The organism is Streptomyces sp. NPDC088252 (genome assembly GCF_044740965.1).
Classification (GTDB): domain Bacteria; phylum Actinomycetota; class Actinomycetes; order Streptomycetales; family Streptomycetaceae; genus Streptomyces.
On the sequence record NZ_JBIURS010000002.1, the window covers coordinates 283,372 to 300,396 of the forward strand.

Below are 17,025 nucleotides of genomic sequence, written 5' to 3' on the forward strand. Positions count from 1 at the left end.
CTGTCTGCGGGGCAAACTCGCCTCGATCGGCTTCAACTTCCGCTGCCGAGGCGACGAGTTGGCACCGATGCCGACGGAGGACTTCGAGTGCGGGGTCACCCTGCCGCCGAAGGTCGACCGCTCCAGCCGAATCACGGTCCCTCAGTGCCGCTACTCCGTTCCGACCCGATTCATCGGCCAGCAGGTGCGTGTCCTACTGCAAGGCAACGAGCTGCTGGTCTTCGAGCGCCGCAAGGTGGTCGCCCGGCATCCACGGCTGACCGAGCGCTGCGAATACCGGGACGCCCTCGACTACTTGGAGATCCGGCCGGCCAAGCCGGGCGCCCTGCAGATTCCACCGCGCCGGCAGCCGCGCGGGCCGAGGGCACCTTCACCCCCGTCCACAAGGCATTCCGGGTCGCCGCCAGGGCTGCCCATGGGATGCTGCGGGAACACAGGCCTCGACCGAGGTCCTGCTCCTGCTCCGCCGCCTACCCAAGGAGGCCACGCGGATCGGGATCGCCGCGGCGGTGAGGGCCGGGTCAGCGAGCCCGGATGTTGTGGCCATCGAGGCCGGCGAGGCGGAAACGGCAGCCCGCGCCCCGGAGCCGCTCCTGGAGGCCGAGGACGAACGGCCGCCCCGGGCGGAACCGGGTGCCCAGGTAACCCGTCCCGAAGTCTTGGCGTGCCCGCCGTACCGCTCACCGGCAGCCGTAACGGAGTTGAGCGGATTCCACGGGACACGCGCCACCCCCACCGCGCACAGGTGAACCGCCGGGGAAGGACGGCGGGACGCCGGCGACCGAGTCGTGAACACTCGGGAACGGCCGGCGGACGATGCGCCCGCGCCGCCGGAACGTCACAATTCCCCATGCTCCACCGCCCCGGACAAGCCGTCGCCGCATCCCCCGGCGCACGGACGCACATCCAGAGGCGGACAGGTCCGCTGCTCACAGGCCTGTCACAACTTGACGGCGCACAGAACCACTTCCGCATCAGAAGCGTGATCACCAGTGACACACTTATGCCGCACCTCCTGAGGACATTCATGACGCGCAGATGGGCGCTTATCACTACGATCACCGCATTGACCGTCGCGCTGGCCTTCGTCGTCGTCCAACTGGTGCGCGGCCAGGCCCCCGAGAAGGAACAGACCGAGGCAAAACCAGCCGCGTCGAGCCCAGCCGCGTCGAAACCGGCCACGCCGAAACCGTCCGCGTCGAAACCGGCCACGCCGAAACCGTCGGCGTCGAAACCGGCCGCGCCGAGCCCGGCCGCGCCGAACCCGCCCGCACCGAACCCGCCCGCGCCGAAACCGGGTGGCGACGCCGAGTCGCTGCAGGGCCTCAGCTGGTGGCCCCTGCACCAGTCGGGCACCGCGAAGGCCGGCGCGCACGACGCCGTGGTCAGGGGCGGCACGCAGTGGACCGACGGCCCCGAGGGCGGCGCCCTGCAACTGGACGGCACCAGCGGATACGCGGACACCGGCACCCGGCTCGACACCGCGGGCAAGGACTATTCGGTCGCCGCACGGGTGCGCCTCACCCCCAAGGACATGAACGGCTTCCACACCGCCTTGTCCGAGGACGGCGACCGGGTCAGCGCATTCTTCCTCCAGTACTCCGGCCAGGACGGGAACTTCGCCTTCAGTTTCTCCGGTACCCGCGCCGTCGCGACGTCCGAGAAGCCGCAGCCCGGCCGCTGGTACCACCTGACCGGCACGTACAGCCAGAAGGACCACCTGATGCGGACCTACGTGGACGGCCGGCTCGCGGGGACCAGGGTGGCCTCCAACAACGTGTACCCCACTGGCACTGTGGTGATCGGGCGCGCCAAGTTCGACGGGAAGCCCGTCGACTACTGGAACGGTGACATCGCCGACGTACACGTCTACGACCGGGAGTTGACATCCCGTGAGGTGAGCTCGCTTTCCTCTCGCGAGCCGGGCTAACCGGCGCTGACGGGGGCAAGTTCACCGCCGCCGCAGGCTGACGGGCGCCGCACGGGCGCACCGCGGCTCGCGGCGGCGCCTGCCGGTTGTCCCGCAACCGGCCGAACCCGTCTTCCCCACAGACGACCGGAGAGGAAAAGGCCCTTGTCGGCCAGCGCTTCGACCGAAGACCGACCACCCTGCCCCCGCACCACGGAACCCTGCCCCGACGAGTTCCTCAGAGCGCTCTACCACTTCCACGGCAGCGCCTTGCTGCAGTTCGCCGCACGGCGACTGGAGGGCGACTGGCACCGCGCCGAGGACATCCTCCAGGAGGTCGCGATACGCGCCTGGCGGCACGCCGGGGAACTCGACCCGACCGCGGATTCGGTGCGGCCCTGGCTGTTCACCGTGCTGCGCAATCTCGTCATCGACGGCCACCGGGCCCGCCAGGCCAGACCACCGGAGATCGGTGAACCCGAACTCGCCCACCTGCCGGTGGCCGACGGCGTGGACCACATGCTCACCTCCCAGGTGCTCATCGACGCGTTGCGGGACCTGCGGCCGGCACAGCGCGAGGTCCTGCTGCACGTGCACTACCTGGGACGCAGCGTCAACCAGACGGCCGAGGTCCTCGGCGTGCCGCCGGGCACGGTCAAGTCGCGGACGTACTACGCCGCCCGCGCCCTGCGCGAGGCGCTGCACAGCCGCGGGCTGTACGCGGGCGGCCTGGAACGCGAGGCCGGATGACACTCATGCCAGACGTCCCGCGTGCCGGTTGATCTCCAGGCCGAGCGGCCCGGTGTCGAGCGATCCGCCCGCACCGGCACGCCAGCGCCACCCCGTGGGTGCCTCGCCGACCACCAGCAGCGCGTCCCCGCGCCGCAGACCGGCCAGTGCCCCCTCCCGTCGCGGGAGCTGCGAGGCGTCCACGACGAACAGATGCGGCGCCTCGCCCTGGACGGCGATCCGGCTGCTGCCCTCGATCAGCCGGAAGATCTGGGTGACGTCGGGCGAGCCGGGCTCCGACGCTCCCGTGCCCGCCGACGCCGCCACCGTGGCGAACGCCTCCTCCAGGCTGGCCGCGCTGTGCAGCCGCGAGGTCCGCGGCTCATCGCCGGAAAGGAGCCCGCCGTCGGCCAGGGATCCCACCAGGGTGACCTCGGCGAGCGCCCCCACCGGGCCGGCGAGCGCCTCGGTGACGACGGCCCGCACCAGGCTGCGCACCTCCTTGTCCGGACCCGCCACCGAGACGGGCCCCGCCGCCCGGGAGAGGTCGACCAGTACGCGGTCGGGGCCGTCCAGGCCCACCGTCACCGTCAGCGCGTACGGCAGGGCCGGTTCGCCCTCCGGGCCGGGGCGGTGCAGATCGTCGGGCGAGATCGTCCAGCGCTCGCCGTCCGCCTCGGCAGTCCAGGGCGCGGGGGCGACCTCCTCGGCCCCGGCCAGCAGCAGTGCGAGCCGCTCCTCGGAGTAGGCGACGGCATACAGGTCGGGCAGCGACCGGCCGGAGCGCAGGCATTCGCCCGTCAGCCGGCGCAGGCCCGCGTTGACCACGTCCAGCGCCTCCCGGCCCACGACGGCCGCCGAGGCGGCGACGGGCTTCGGCCGGCGGGGCCGTCGCACGGGCTTCGGCGGGCGGGGCCGTCGCTCGGTGACGATCAGCGCGGCCACCGCCCCGATCAGTGCCAGCCCCAGCACCACGGCCAGGACGTACCAGATCATCTTCTGACTCCTTGTCGGGACGCCCCGGCGGCGGAGCCGGGACGGTCGGGAACGAGCGCGGCACAGTCGCTGTGCCGTGCACCCGATGGCCACTACGGAGCCCGTCGGCGGATGGTTCACCGGTGCGCCGGGTGAACCATCCGCGGACCGGCGCCGTAGGTCCCGTCAGTGGCACGGCAGCCGCCGAGCGCGGCTGCCGAGGCCCCCCATTCACGCCGGCTGGAGGACGTTCTCGTGTCGTTGATGTTGACCGTGGTCGAGGAGGGCGGTGACGCGTTCGACGTCCACCTCGACGCCGATCCCGACACGCCTGTGCGCGCTGTCGCGGAGGCGCTGGCCGGGGCGGGAGGCGTCCACCGGCCCCCGGAGGGCCTCGGCCTGTATGCCGGCAACCGGCTGCTGCCCGCCGATACGCGGCTGCGGGACGCGCCGCTGCACCACGCGGCCATCGTGGGCCTGGGCCGCCCGGCGGGCACCGTGTCGGCCGAACCGGACGGGCTGGTGGAGGTCCGTGCGGTCGGCGGGACCGGCGCGGGCGCCGTGCACCGGCTCGACATGGGCGAGTACCGGATCGGGCTGGCCCACGACGGGACCGCCCAGGTGCTGCGCGCCGTACCGGACCGTCCGTTCGCCGTCCTGGCGGTGGGCCCCCAAGGACGCTGCCGTATCACGCCCGACGCCTCCGCGCCGGACGGCGGCACCCTGCAACTGGACCGTGAGGACCTCACCGAGGCGACCGTCTGGCCGGCCGGCGCACAGCTCCTCGTCGGGGACAGCCTGCTCGAACTCGCCCTCCCGCAGAAGCCGGACGCGGCCGTGCAGCCGTCGGAGGACGGCACCGGCTGGGACTACAACCGGCCGCCGCGGCTGCGGCCGGCCGAGAACGCCACCCGCTTCACCCTGCCCTCCCCGCCCGTCCCGCCCGCCGCCCGGCCGCTCCCGTGGATCACCGCGGCGGCCCCGCTGGTGATGGCGGGGGCCGGGGCGCTGGTATTCGGCCGTATGTCGATGCTGCTGTTCGGGCTGCTCTCCCCGGTCGCGATCCTCGGCAACTATCTGATGAGCCGGCGCAGCGGGCGCCAGACCCACTCCGACAGTGTCGCCGCCTATGAGGAGAAGAAGGCACGCATCGAGGGCGACGCGGCGAAGGCCCTGGCGACCGAACGCACCGCCAGGCGCCGTGGTTTCCCGGACCCGGCCGAGGTGGTCCTGACCGCCGTCGGCCCCCGGCGCCGCCTGTGGGAACGCCGCACCTCCGACGCCGACTTCCTCGAACTGCGCGTCGGAACCGCCGATCTGGCCTCCGACGTGGTGCTCCAGGACCCGACGAAGGACGAACACCGCCGCGAGGACCCGCGGACCGCGTACGACGTCCCGGTGACCGTTCCGCTGCGGGAACACGATGTCCTGGGCATCGCCGGCGAGGGCCCGACCGCGCGCGCCGTGGCGCGCTGGGCGGTCGCCCAGGCCGCCGTCCTGCACAGCCCCCGTGACCTCCAGATCCATCTGCTGACGACCGGCGAACAGGGCCGGGACGGCTGGTCCTGGCTGCGCTGGCTGCCGCATGTGCGCAAGAAGTCCGGCGACACCCCGGCCAACATCGGCTACGGCACGGAGACCTGCGCCCGGCGGGTCGCCGAGCTCACCGCACTGATCGTCGAGCGCGCCGGACGGGAGGACCGGCGGAGCCGGCCCGCCGGGCCCGACGTGCTCGTCATCCTCGACGGAGCCCGCAGGCTGCGTTCGCTGCCCGGCGTGGCGCAGATCCTGCGCGACGGACCGGCCGTCGGCGTCCGCGCGGTCTGCCTGGACGCCGAGGAGCGGCTGCTGCCCGAGGAGTGCCACGCCGTCGTCGCCGAGGAGCCCGGCGGAACCGTACGGGTGGGACGCTCCGGGAGGGGCACCGTCGGGGGGATCCGGCCCGACGCGGTGTCCCTGGACTGGTGCCGTTCGCTGGCCCGCGCGATGGGCCCGCTGCGGGACCCGGGCGGGGCCGACGAGGAGGCCGCGGTGCTTCCCGGCTCCGCGCGGCTGCTCGACGTCCTCGCCCTCGACCCGCCGCAGGCCGCCGGCATCCGGGCGCGCTGGACGGCCGGGGGCCGCTCGACCCGGGCGGCCGTCGGCGTCTCCCTGGACGGCCCGTTCCACCTGGACCTGCGGCGCGACGGCCCGCACGGGCTGGTCGCCGGCACCACCGGCTCCGGCAAGTCCGAACTCCTCCAGACGCTGGTCGCCTCGCTCGCGGTGGCGAACCGTCCGGACGCGATGACGTTCGTCCTGGTCGACTACAAGGGCGGCTCCGCGTTCAAGGACTGCGTCGACCTGCCGCACACCGTCGGCATGGTCACCGACCTCGACGCCCACCTCGTCGAGCGGGCCCTGGTGTCGCTGACGGCGGAACTCACCCGGCGCGAGCACATCCTCGCCGCGGCCGGCGCCAAGGACATCGAGGACTACGTCGAGCTGCTGGAGCGCAACCCGGCGGGCCGCGCGCCGATGCCCCGGCTGCTCATCGTCATCGACGAGTTCGCCTCGATGGTGCGCGACCTGCCGGACTTCGTGAAGGGTCTGGTCAACATCGCCCAGCGGGGCCGCAGCCTCGGCATCCACCTGATCCTGGCGACGCAGCGCCCCAGCGGCGTCGTCTCCTCGGAGATCCGCGCCAACACCAACCTGCGCATCGCGCTGCGGGTGACGGACGCCGGCGAGAGCACGGACGTCCTCAACTCTCCCGAGGCCGCCGGGATCTCGCAGGGCACCCCCGGTCGCGCCTATGTGCGCCTGGGCCAGAACTCCCTCGTGCCGTTCCAGTCCGGACGGGTCGGCGGCCGTCGGCCCGGTGCCGCGGCGACCTCGCTGCCGGCACCCTGGGCGGTGACGGTCGGCTGGGAACGGCTCGGCGAGCCGCTCCCGGCACGGCCCCGCGGCGCGGCCGTGCCCGCCGAGGTGGAGACCGACCTCACCGGGCTCGTCACGGCGATCCGCGAAGCGGACCGGGAGATGGGCATCCCCGCGCAGCACAGCCCCTGGCTCCCGCCACTGCCCGAGGTCCTGGTCACCGGCGAACTGCCGGCGCCCCCGCCCTCGGACTACGACCTCGCGCCCGTCGCGTACGGCGTGGTGGACCTGCCCGCACAACAGGCCCGGCTGCCCCTGGTGATCGACCCGGCGACGCTCGGGCACCTGCACATCATCGGCTCGCCCCGGCAGGGCAGGTCGCAGACACTGCGCACCATCGCCGGCACCCTGGCCTCCGCCCATTCCCCGGACCGGCTGCACATGTACGGCATCGACTGCGGCAACGGCGCGCTGCTGCCCATCGAGGGGCTGCCGCACTGCGGGGCCATCACCCAGCGCACCCAGCCCGACCGGGTGGCCCGGCTGCTCGCCCGGCTGTCCGGGGAGCTGACCCGGCGCCAGGAGATGCTCGCCTCCCGCGGCAGCGCCGACCTGCCGGAGCTCCGCCGCTCCCTGCCGGAGGCCGAACGGCCGCCGCACATCATGCTGTTCATCGACCGGTGGGAGGTCTTCGACAAGCAGCTCGGCGAGTACGACTCCGGGAACCTGCTGAGCTCCGTGCTGACCCTGCTCCGGGACGGCGCGAGCGTCGGCATCCACCTGGTGATGACCGGTGACCGGGCGCTGTTCTCCAGCCGGGTCAACGGCTCCACCGAGGACAAGCTCGTGCTGAAGCTGAACGAGAAGTCCGAGTACGGGATGATCGGCATCACCCAGCGCAACGTGCCCGACGAGATCCCGCCGGGCCGCGCGTTCCGTGCCGCCGACAAGGCGGAGGTGCAGATCGCGCTCCTCACGGACAACCCGGAGGGCCAGGCGCAGGCCGTGGCGCTCCAGCAGATCGCCGAGTACTGCCGCGAGCGGGCGGCCCAGCTGCCGGACTCCACCCGGCCGTTCCGCGTCGACACCCTGCCGGACCGGCTCACCTGGGAGGAGGCGATCCGGTACGTGCCGCAGCCGCTGCCGTCCGCACGGTGGGCCCTGTCCGGTGTCGGCGGCGACGAACTCATCGCGTCCGGGCCGGACTTCGCCGTCACGTCGACCTTCCTCGTCGCCGGGCCCGCCCGCTCCGGCCGCAGCACCGTCCTGGCGACGCTGGCACTGTCGCTGCTGTCGACCGGGACGCCGATCGTCGTCGGCGCGCCCGCCAGGTCGCAGCTGCGCCAACTCGCCGGACGGCCCGGGGTGCTCGCGGTCTTCGACGAGTCCGACATCGACCCCACCGCGCTGGAGGAGGCGCTGGCTTCCTCGCCTCAGGGGGCCGTGGTGATCCTGGACGACGCCGACCTGCTGCTGAAGACGAAGGCCGAGCCCGTCCTCACCCAGATCGCCAAGTCCGGTGCCGAGAACGGCCGGGGCCTGGTGATCTCCGGGCAGACCGACCGGCTCTCCTCCGGCTTCTCCGGCTGGCACACCGAGGCCCGCCGCAACCGGTGCGGTCTGCTGCTGAAGCCGCAGAACATGAGCGACGGCGAACTGATCGGCGTCAAGGTGCCCCGCAGCCGCCTGGGGGCGACCCGCCCGGGGCGGGCGATCCTGCACCTGGGCGACGGCGTGCTGCGCACCGTCCAGGTCCCGGAGACGGTGCTTCCGCCGACCGGGAGCTGAGCGCCTGTGCGGGGGTTCCGGCACCGGCTGTGAGGTCCCACGGCTGACGGCCTGCGATCGAAGCTCACCCGGCAGGCTCAGAGGGCTCCCGCCCCGGCGACGGCCGGGGCGGGAGCCCTCACGCATGACGGGACGCGGCCCGGATCAGGTCGATCCCTCCACGTAGCTGGGGTCGTGCTTGATCGTGCTCGTCGTTCCGTTGGGGACGGCGCCGTTGATCGCCCAGGCGAGACCGGCCAGTCCGATGAGGTTCGAGCTCTGGTCGATCCACCCCGCCGTCTTCGTCCAGATGTTGGTGATGTCCGGCAGCTGCTTCAGGATGTCCGGTGTCTTCCACACGCCACCGGGGATGTTCTTCAGCAGGTTCGCGACCAGGTCGCCCGGGTTCTTGAACCCGGTGAACGCCTTGATGGTGGGGACCACGCTCTTGATGTTGAGCTGGATCGCCTTGAGGTCGTTCGTGACGGATTTGAGGGTGTTCGCGATCCCGCCCAGATTGGCGATCTTGATCAGGCCGACGCCGCCGAGCACCAGCCCCAGGCCACTGAGGACCATGTCGAGCACATCCCACTCACCCGACTGAATACTGTCGACGATGTTCATGATGAAGGGGATGGCGGCGGTGACCAGACTGGCGATCGTCAGGATGAGCCCCAGGCCCTGCAATCCGGGGATGAGCATGGCGATGATGCCCAGGGCGGCGCTGATGAAGCCGAGCACCTTCTTGAAGATGTCCTTGATCTTCTCCCACAGGCTCTTGCCCGGGACCGCCTCGCTCGTCGCGTCGTCCAGGGCGCGGGCCGCCGTCGAGGCGTCCATCTCGCGCAGCTCCCGCGCGTCCTCGGCGAGCATGCGGGCGGCGTCGAGATCCCGCTGGGCGCTGTCGGCGTCCCCCTGCGCCGCCGACTGATCGTTCCGGGCGTCCTCCATGGCCAGCCGCGCACTGCGCCGGGCCGCCTCGTCGTCCGGCGGGGGCGGATCCGCCGCGTCCAGGCCGCTGATCACGGACCCCGCCGCGGCGGCGGCATCGGTGGCCCGCTGCAGCCGCTCCTTGGCGTCCCGCCCTTCGACCAGGGCGTTGTCGGCCTTGCGCTGATGGTCCCCCAGCTGGTCGGCGTAGGTGTCCAGCGCGCGGGCCGCCTTGTCGTACGAACTGTGCAGCTTCTCCACCTGATTGGCCAGGTCCCCGAGCTTGTGCCGGAGCTTGTCCATGGCCTTGCCCTCGCCGAGCTGGCTGTTCTTCAGGCCGCTGACGATGGGGAGCGCCTGGTCCGCGTCGTCGGCGACGGACCGGTACTGGCCCGCGAGCTTCGCGAGCATCTCCGCATCGCCCGGCGTCGGGTCGTCCGAGAACCCGAAGACCGTCTCCCAGTCGGACACCGCTGGCCGCGCCATTGCCGCGCCCTCACTTTCCGTTCTCGTCCGTGCCCTGCGGGCTCTGTGCGGCCGGCACAGCCGTGCCCTTGCTCTTGACCTCCACGAAGCGCAACGTCCCCGCGATGGCGTCGAACACCTCGAAGAACTGGTCCTTGAGCTCCACATTGGGCGTGGAGCTGGAGACCAGCAGGTATTCCCGGCGGTTCGGGATCGGGAACAGCGTGTGCAGCAGCGCCGTACGCACCGGCGTGCCCTTGTAGTCGATGTCCTCGATCGAGGCGATCCGTCCGACCGGTCCGACGTCCGGAAGCTCCAGCAGATCCACCTCGCGCGGCGGGTACCCGCTGCTCTGCGGGTCCCCGGCCTGCATGCTCGCCCCGAACAGCACCTCGGCCAGATCCGCCGACTGGTCCTCCGGCACGGGCATCCGCAGCACGACGGACGTGGCGCTGAGCATCGCGTCCCCGCCGGGGAATCTGACCATCCCCGCTGCCTGGAGCGCCCCCCGGGCGTAGGCTTCGCGGGCGGTCCGGCGGGTGTCGCGGATCAGGCCGTCGAGCCGCTCGCGGGAGAGCTGCGGAACCCCCTTCGCCTGGTGCTCGATACGGCGGCGGATGGACGCGTCCCGGGTGCTCGGGTCGAGGTCCAGGTACCACCAGGAGCCGGGGTAGCGCAGCTTGTAGTGCGCGGGCGCCCCCGTAGCCCGGTCCGTGACCGGATGCGTCATGACGCATGTCCCTTCTGCCAGCAGGCTCTTGTCAGGTCTTCTTGGAGTCGTCCAGCGTCTTGACGGTCTCGTCGTCCGTCTGCGTGAAGGCGTCGGAGATCTTCTTCGTGTTCTCGGAGAAGACCTTCACGTTGTCCTGCACCTTCTCGTGGCCCCTGCCCCATGCGTGGTCGAAGTCGGCGAGGGAGTCGGCGAGCTTCGAATCGCCCACGTCGTCCTTCGATCCGACGTCGCTGAGCCGCGCGGTGTTGTTGATCCGTTCCCCGATGTCCTCAAGTGACTTGACCGTCTCGTTCAGGTCCTCAATGGGGACGTTGATGCGGGTCATCGGTTCCTCCTCTCCGGCCGCCGTCCGGTCCCGCCGCAGAAGGGCGGGACCGGACACAAGGGGACGTCAGCCGATGGAGCCGGACGTCTGGTCGTCGGTGTCGACGAACGCGTCGGCGACCTGCTTGATGAACTCGCTGACGCCCTGCAGGCCCTCGATCGCCTTTTCGGTGCCGTTCTTGTACTCCTCCCAGAACGGACGGAACTTGCTCTCGGAACCCGGCGTCGCGTAGGCCGCCTCGACCATCTCGTCCATCTTGGTGTTGGCCTCGTGGAGGCTCTGCTGCATCAGGTCCTTCTGGTTCTGCAGCCAGATCGACGCCTCCCGCATCTCTTCCGGGCTGATCTTGATGTTGCCGCCGGCCATGTCGGTTCCTTCTCTCGTTCCGGGTCGCCGCGGTCGCTGAGCCGCGCACACCGGGCTGTACGGGGCACCCGGCGGGGCGGTTCATGCCTGTTGCGGAACAGTGACGAAAGTGGCGGGCCGCCGCGTCTGCCGGGCACGTACTGCGACAGCTTCCGCGCCGACCTGCGACGCAAGCGGGATCTGCTCGGCAACGGACTGCGACGAGGTCAGTTGCCGGTCCCGGGCCTGTCCCGTCGTTCCCGGCGGGCTCGCGACGCCGCGCCGGCCTTCCTCGTGTCGCGGTCGACGGTCGGGTCGGGACCCGGCGGAACGCGGCCCGGCCCGGGGCGGCGGTCGTGGAGACCGCCGCCCCGGGCCGGGGTGTCGCTGCCGTACGGGACTCAGGCGTCCGGAGCGGCCGGCTCGTCGCCGTCCGTCTTCTCCTCGGCGGGCGCCAGGCCCAGACGCTCCTGCAGCCACTTGTCGAACTCGATCGAGGCGCGGACCCAGCTGACCGTCGACGAGACGAAGTGCTCCAGGCTGACGCCCGTACCGATGAGCATCTGCGCCTCACCGATGAGACGGACCGAGACCTCGGTCTCCTCGGATCCCTCCTCGGGCTCGTGGGTGTGCGTGTAGACCTTGGGCCACAGGGTGCGGCGGTTCCAGTCGTCGATCGCGTCGAGGAGGACCGGGCGCTGGTCCGCGGCGTGCGGGCGGTCGTAGAACGTACGGACGGAGAAGACCTGCTGCTCGTCCTCACCGCGGAACATGAAGTACGTGCGGAAGTCCTCCCACGGCGCCGCGAGGTCGCCCTCGTCGTCGACGACGTACTTCAGCTCCATCTGTTCGAGAAGCTGCTTGACGAGGTCCTGGTCAGGGACAACGGGGCCCTCGGGTCCTGCCGCCTGCGGTTCGGGCTGGCCCCCGAAATTCGGAATCGAGGACGGATCGATAGACATCGCTGGGTACTCCTGTGGATCGCACGTGGTTTCCTGCCGACGACCCTAGCCGCGTTTCGCCGCCAGAGGGTCTACGCCCTCCGGGGAATCGTCCCCGCATCGGCTTCCCGCACCCGTGACCAGGCAACGGCGACCGGGATCGCGCACAGCACTCCGAGGAGTCCGGACGCGCCGATGGTGTTCGCCGACGACCCGGACAGCTCCGCTGCCAGGCCCCCCAAGGCCACACCGATCCCCTGCATGGCGATGAGCCCCGACCTTGCCAGCCCCAGCGCCTGGCCACGCCGACCGGCCGGGGTCAGGAGCACGAAGGTGGCCCCGGCGGTGATCTGATAGGCGGAACACACCCCCGACACCAGCAACAGGAGTACGGCCACACCTACACCGGGGCCGAGCCAGTAGACGAGCAGCGGAAGATTCGCGCCGATCGCCAACGGCCCGAGCAGGCGGCGCCGCCGCTCGTCCCCGACCTGGGCCCGCCCCAGAAGGGCTGCCCCCAACACCATTCCCGCCGGATGCGCGGCCAGCAGGAGTCCCACCGAGGAGGCCCCGCCGCCGGCCTCGTCCGCGAAGGGCGCGGCCAGCCCTTCCGGCAGGACGACGAACCCCGCCAGCCACCCCAGCGCGAGCAGCGACCGCAGCCTGCGGTCCGACCAGATCAGCACGGCCGCATCGCCGACCTGGGCGCCGAGCCGCGTCTTCTGGTCGTCGGCACTCGCCGCGGGGCGGGCCTTCACGCCGAACCGGACCAGGATCGCCGAGAGAAGGAACGTCACCGCGTTCACGCCCAGCGAGAGGTGACTGCCCAGCCACGCGGCCAGCACACCGCCACCGGCGAAACCGACCAGCTGTCCGACCTGGTGAGTGATCTGCATGACCCGCTGGCCACGTTCGTATCTCTGCTCGCCGAGCACGGTCGGCAGCAGTGCGCCCTGCGCGGCGCCGAAGGGTGCCTCGGCCAGCTGCGCCAGCACCAGCAGCCCGGCCAGCAGCGGCAACGGCGTGCCGGGCAGGGCCATCAGCCCGACCAGCGCCATCCGCACCAGGTCGCATCCGATCATGACCGTACGCCGGGGGAAACGGTCCGCCAGGCCGGACAAAAGCACCCCGGACAGCAGAGCGGGCAGGGTGGTCAGCGCATACGTCGCCGCTGTCCATCCTGGCGAGTCGGTGCGTTCGAACACGAGCAACGACAGGGCCACGCGTGCCAACTGGTCGCCCAGGATCGACTGAGCATAAGCAGCCCAAAGGGTACGGAATTCGCCAAGGTGAAAGAGATTGTCAGATCTGGGCTTTTTGGGCCCCGGTTTTATCTCATCGCCTATCTGCTCGTTCATGCGGGCACGCTACCGGCTGCCGAATTCGGCCTCTAATCCTGCTTGTGGGCAGGTCACGACGGGCCACCCGAGGTGTCCTGATTACTCGCATGCCGCTGGGCGGGCACTTCGGGTGCCCGAGCGGACGCCCCTTGTCAGAGGCGGGCGATACGGCCCGGGACGGAGCAGGACAACGCGATCCCACCCCCCGACGCGGGGCGAAGCGTTTGGCTCAATATCGATGTTGAACACTGGATCATCGATGACGGCGGCCGGTATTCCGTTCTCCCGAAATCACCGCAATTCTTCGTCGATCGCACTGCGGCGCAGACGACTGCGGGACAGCCCCTGGTCCCCGGCCGGAACACGTGGTCTTCCGGCCGGGGACACGACATCGAACAGGCTGTGCGCCGGCTACAAGGTCTTCCCCGAGGTCGCGGGCCCGACGAGCAGGCCGTCGCCGACCCGGTCCACCCGGACGGTGTCCCCGTCCTTGACCTCGCCCGCGAGGATCTCCTTCGCGAGCCGGTCGCCGATCGACGTCTGGATGAGCCGGCGCAGCGGCCGGGCGCCGTACGCCGGGTCGTTGCCCTCCTCGGCCAGCCAGGCCAGGGCGGCCGGGGTGACGTCGAGGGTGAGCCGACGTTCGGCCAGGCGCCCGGCGAGCCGGTCGATCTGGAGCTTCGCGATGTGCGAGAGCTCGTCGCCGGACAGCGCGGAGAAGACCACCAGGTCGTCGAGCCGGTTGAGGAACTCCGGCTTGAACGAGGCCCGTACGACCTCCAGGACCTGCTCCTTCTTCACCTCGGGCTCGGTCAGGGGATCCATCAGGAACTGGCTGCCGAGGTTGGAGGTCAGGATCAGGATGGTGTTACGGAAGTCGACCGTCCGGCCCTGTCCGTCGGTGAGCCGGCCGTCGTCCAGGACCTGGAGCAGGATGTCGAAGACCTCGGGGTGTGCCTTCTCGACCTCGTCCAGCAGCACCACGCTGTACGGGCGGCGGCGGACCGCCTCCGTGAGCTGGCCGCCCTCCTCGTAGCCGACGTATCCGGGCGGAGCGCCGACGAGCCGCGCCACACTGTGCTTCTCGCCGTACTCGCTCATGTCGATGCGGACCATGGCCCGCTCGTCGTCGAACAGGAAGTCGGCGAGCGCCTTCGCGAGCTCCGTCTTGCCGACACCGGTCGGACCGAGGAAGAGGAACGATCCGGTGGGCCGGTCGGGGTCGGCGATTCCGGCGCGGGTACGGCGCACCGCGTCCGACACGGCGCGCACGGCCTCGGTCTGCCCGATGAGGCGCTTGCCCAGCTCGTCCTCCATGCGGAGCAGCTTCTGGGTCTCGCCCTCCAGCAGACGCCCGGCCGGGATGCCGGTCCAGGAGCCGACGACATCGGCGATGTCGTCCGGGCCGACCTCCTCCTTCACCATCGTGTCCTTGGCGGCCTCCTGCTCGGCCTCGGACGCCTCCGCCAGCTCCCGCTCCAGGCCGGGGATCTCCCCGTACAGCAGCTTGGAGGCGGTGTCGAAGTCGCCGTCGCGCTGGGCGCGTTCGGCCTGGCCGTGCAGTTCGTCGAGGCGTTCCTTCAGCTCACCGACGCGGTTGAGGCCCTGCTTCTCCTTCTCCCAGCGGGCGGTGAGGCCGCGCAGCTCCTCCTCCTTGTCGGCGAGGTCGCGGCGGAGCTTCTCCAGGCGCTGCCTGGAGCCGGGGTCGGTCTCGTTCTTGAGGGCCAGCTCCTCCATGTGGAGGCGGTCGACGGCGCGCTGGAGCTCGTCGATCTCGACGGGCGAGGAGTCGATCTCCATGCGCAGCCGGGACGCCGCCTCGTCGACCAGGTCGATGGCCTTGTCGGGAAGGAAGCGGGAGGTGATGTAGCGGTCGGACAGGGTCGCGGCGGCCACCAGGGCGGAGTCCGCGATGGAGACCTTGTGGTGGGCCTCGTAACGGCCCTTGAGACCGCGCAGGATCGCGATGGTGTCCTCGACGCTCGGCTCCGCCACCAGGACCTGCTGGAAGCGGCGCTCCAGGGCGGGGTCCTTCTCGATCCGCTCGCGGTACTCGTCGAGCGTCGTCGCGCCGACCATGCGGAGCTCGCCGCGGGCCAGCATCGGCTTGAGCATGTTGCCGGCGTCCATGGCGGAGTCGCCGCCGGCGCCCGCGCCGACGACGGTGTGCAGCTCGTCGATGAAGGTGATGATCTGCCCGTCGCTCTCCTTGATCTCGGAGAGGACGGTCTTGAGCCGTTCCTCGAACTCTCCGCGGTACTTCGCGCCCGCGACCATCGCGCCGAGGTCGAGCGAGACGAGGCGCTTGTTGCGCAGGGACTCGGGGACGTCGCCCTTGACGATGCGCTGGGCGAGCCCTTCCACGACGGCCGTCTTGCCGACGCCGGGCTCACCGATGAGCACGGGGTTGTTCTTGGTGCGGCGGGACAGGACCTGGACGACGCGGCGGATCTCCTGGTCCCGTCCGATGACCGGGTCGAGCTTGCCCTCGCGCGCGGCCGCCGTGAAGTCCGTACCGAATTTCTCCAGGGCCTTGTACTGGCCCTCCGGGTCGGGTGTGGTCACCCGGCGCCCTCCCCTGTTCTTCTCGAACGCGTCCAGCAGCCTCTTCGCACTGGCCCCCTGATCACTCAGGATCTCACCGACCCGGCCGCCCACGGCGGCGATGCCGATCAGCAGGTGCTCGGTGGAGATGTAGTCGTCGCCGAGCTCCTTCGCGCGCTGCGCGGCGTCCGCGATGACGGCGAGCAGCTCGCGGTTGGGCTGCGGCGGGGCGACGGTCGACCCGGTGACGCTGGGCTGCGCACCCAGCAGCCGCTCGGTCTCGCTGCGTACGACGAGCTGGTCGGCCTCGACGGAGGCGAGCAGATCGACGATGTTCTCGTTGTCCTCGCCCGCGAGCAGCGCGAGCAGCAGATGCCCGGGGGTCAGATCGGGGTGCCCGTCCTTCACGGCCCTGCTGGTGGCCACGTTGATGGCGTCACGGCTCTTGTTGGTCAGCTCGGCGTCCACGTGCGCTTTCTCCTCCTTGCGTCGACTGGTCTCTCCACAACACTGACTAGGTCAACGTGTACAAAGTTGAGTCTATTCCACTCAACCTCACATCACACCTGTCCGGCATCCCTGTTCCCACCCGCCGCCCCTGCCCTGCCCCCGCCCGACCCTCGGCCCTCGGCCCTCGGCTCCCCGCAGTCCGCAGTCCGCTTCCGCCCCGACCGAGTCAACCGGCCGGGTCGGGCCCGCGCCACCGCAGGGGCCGGCCCGCGCTGCCTACGCTGTAGCCATGGCAGTCGACGTGACGAACCCCGATCCCGAGTACCTCGCGTTCTGGCGCGAGCACCACCTGTGCACCCTGACCACACTCCGTCCCGACGGCACGCCGCACGTGGCGCCGGTGGGCGTGACGTACGACCCCGAGGCCGGGCTGGCCCGGATCATCACCAGCAAGGGCAGGCGGAAGGTCGCCAACGTCCTGGCGGCGGGACCGGACGGCGCCCGGGTCGCGGTCTGCCAGGTCGACCGGCGCCGCTGGGCGACGCTGGAGGGCCGCGCGACGGTCCGCACGGAGCCGGAGGTGGTCGCCGACGCGGTACGCCGCTACGCGGAACGCTACGGGCGCACGCCGTCGCCCAACCCGGACCGCGTCGTCATGGAGATCGCCCTGGACCGGGCGCTCGGCAGGGCGTGAGGGAGACCGCGAGAACCCC

The 17,025-nt window shown here is 71.3% G+C and carries 12 protein-coding genes and 1 pseudogene; 5 read left to right on the forward strand and 8 right to left on the reverse strand.

Annotation, left to right across the window (positions count from 1 at the left end; all coding sequences use genetic code 11):
* Nucleotides 1–67: 67 nt before the first annotated feature.
* The 3 genes and pseudogenes from ACIOHC_RS05040 to ACIOHC_RS05050 form a co-directional block, all read left to right on the forward strand.
* Nucleotides 68–259: pseudogene (locus ACIOHC_RS05040) on the forward strand (Mu transposase domain-containing protein); the annotation flags it as partial.
* An 807-nt stretch (nucleotides 260–1,066) separates the two neighbouring features.
* Nucleotides 1,067–1,930: a LamG domain-containing protein gene (locus ACIOHC_RS05045; RefSeq protein ID WP_401841751.1), complete on the forward strand. Its 864-nt coding sequence runs from the start codon at nucleotides 1,067–1,069 to the stop codon at nucleotides 1,928–1,930.
* Between the two features lie 144 nt (nucleotides 1,931–2,074).
* Entirely contained in the window at nucleotides 2,075–2,659 is a 585-nt protein-coding gene (locus tag ACIOHC_RS05050) for a sigma-70 family RNA polymerase sigma factor (protein ID WP_351086843.1), read from the forward strand.
* A 3-nt stretch (nucleotides 2,660–2,662) separates the two neighbouring features.
* On the opposite strand, the gene ACIOHC_RS05055 is transcribed toward ACIOHC_RS05050, so the two are convergent.
* Nucleotides 2,663–3,634 carry a hypothetical protein gene (locus ACIOHC_RS05055; RefSeq protein WP_401841463.1) on the reverse strand — a complete coding sequence of 324 codons (972 nt, stop codon included), beginning with the start codon at nucleotides 3,632–3,634 and terminating at the stop codon, nucleotides 2,663–2,665.
* 243 nt (nucleotides 3,635–3,877) lie between these two features.
* Between ACIOHC_RS05055 and ACIOHC_RS05060 the strand changes: the two genes are divergently transcribed.
* Entirely contained in the window at nucleotides 3,878–8,260 is a 4,383-nt protein-coding gene (locus ACIOHC_RS05060) for an FtsK/SpoIIIE domain-containing protein (RefSeq protein ID WP_401841754.1), read from the forward strand.
* A 144-nt stretch (nucleotides 8,261–8,404) separates the two neighbouring features.
* Here the strand turns inward: ACIOHC_RS05060 and ACIOHC_RS05065 are convergent, their stop codons facing one another.
* The 7 genes from ACIOHC_RS05065 to clpB form a co-directional block, all read right to left on the reverse strand.
* Nucleotides 8,405–9,655 (reverse strand): hypothetical protein, encoded by a 1,251-nt coding sequence (locus ACIOHC_RS05065; protein WP_351086846.1) that lies wholly within the window; start codon nucleotides 9,653–9,655, stop codon nucleotides 8,405–8,407.
* A 10-nt stretch (nucleotides 9,656–9,665) separates the two neighbouring features.
* On the reverse strand, nucleotides 9,666–10,364 hold the full coding sequence (locus tag ACIOHC_RS05070; RefSeq protein WP_365691476.1) for a hypothetical protein: 699 nt from the start codon (nucleotides 10,362–10,364) through the stop codon (nucleotides 9,666–9,668).
* 31 nt (nucleotides 10,365–10,395) lie between these two features.
* Nucleotides 10,396–10,692 (reverse strand): hypothetical protein, encoded by a 297-nt coding sequence (locus ACIOHC_RS05075; RefSeq protein ID WP_351086850.1) that lies wholly within the window; start codon nucleotides 10,690–10,692, stop codon nucleotides 10,396–10,398.
* Nucleotides 10,693–10,758: 66 nt separating this feature from the next.
* The gene (locus tag ACIOHC_RS05080; protein ID WP_351086852.1) at nucleotides 10,759–11,058 is read right to left on the reverse strand and encodes a WXG100 family type VII secretion target; all 300 of its coding nucleotides are present in this window, start codon (nucleotides 11,056–11,058) and stop codon (nucleotides 10,759–10,761) included.
* Nucleotides 11,059–11,438: 380 nt separating this feature from the next.
* On the reverse strand, nucleotides 11,439–11,999 hold the full coding sequence (locus ACIOHC_RS05085; protein WP_351071581.1) for a YbjN domain-containing protein: 561 nt from the start codon (nucleotides 11,997–11,999) through the stop codon (nucleotides 11,439–11,441).
* Between the two features lie 71 nt (nucleotides 12,000–12,070).
* Complete coding sequence (locus ACIOHC_RS05090) at nucleotides 12,071–13,336, reverse strand: MFS transporter (RefSeq protein WP_365691475.1); 1,266 nt, start codon at nucleotides 13,334–13,336, stop codon at nucleotides 12,071–12,073.
* A gap of 393 nt (nucleotides 13,337–13,729) precedes the next feature.
* Nucleotides 13,730–16,330, reverse strand: a complete 2,601-nt coding sequence (gene clpB / locus ACIOHC_RS05095; protein ID WP_365691474.1) for an ATP-dependent chaperone ClpB — start codon at nucleotides 16,328–16,330, stop codon at nucleotides 13,730–13,732.
* Nucleotides 16,331–16,601: 271 nt separating this feature from the next.
* On the opposite strand from clpB, the gene ACIOHC_RS05100 reads away from it, so the two are divergent.
* Nucleotides 16,602–17,006, forward strand: coding sequence for a TIGR03618 family F420-dependent PPOX class oxidoreductase (locus ACIOHC_RS05100; RefSeq protein WP_351071588.1), 405 nt, complete (start codon nucleotides 16,602–16,604; stop codon nucleotides 17,004–17,006).
* The last annotated feature ends 19 nt before the right edge of the window (nucleotides 17,007–17,025 follow it).